1 protein-coding gene is annotated in these 616 nt (G+C 23.4%); it reads right to left on the bottom strand.

Going from position 1 to position 616, the window contains the following annotated elements; translation table 11 throughout:
• Positions 1 to 616 (bottom strand): cation diffusion facilitator family transporter (locus AVBRAN9334_RS10100; protein ID WP_336607741.1); only part of this gene is annotated, 616 nt, incomplete at both ends.

Here is a 616-nt window from a genome sequence, read left to right as displayed (position 1 = left end):
CTCTCAAGTAAAATATCTAAGCTTTGTTTAAATAATGATATAGACCACTTAGCAATTACTAAAGCTATTATTAAAGCTAGTATTGAATCAATAAAATAAAAATCAGTATAATAAACAATAATCCCACCAATAATAATTGCAACAGAACTAAGTAAATCACTTAGCATATGAATTAGACTTGATTTAATATTTAAATTACTTGTATCAGCTTTCATTAATAATAAAGCACTAATTATATTTGCTACAAGTCCAAAGCAAGATACTATAAGCATAGTATTTATATCTATTTTACTTGGGTTTAATAGTTTTTCAATAGCTTCATAGATAATAAATATAGTAAATATAGCTATCATAATAGCATTTATAAAAGCAGCTATTATTTCGCTTCTATAATATCCATAAGTTTTTTTACTATCTTGTTTATTAATAAATATTAGTGCAATAAAACTTATTATCAATGCAAAAGCGTGTGTTATCATATGAAGTGCATCACTAATTAATGCTAAAGAATTAGCTAAATACCCATAAATTAATTCAGCAAACATTACTACAAAAGTTACTATAAAGCTTAATAACAATGCTTTTTTATTCTTAGTAAAATCATAAGAATGAGAAT

The sequence above is a fragment of the Campylobacter sp. RM9334 genome (assembly GCF_020138145.1).
In the GTDB taxonomy this organism is placed as follows: Bacteria; Campylobacterota; Campylobacteria; order Campylobacterales; family Campylobacteraceae; genus Campylobacter_E.
The sequence above is the reverse complement of the archived record's forward strand: the minus strand, read 5'-3'. Positions and strand labels throughout refer to the sequence as shown.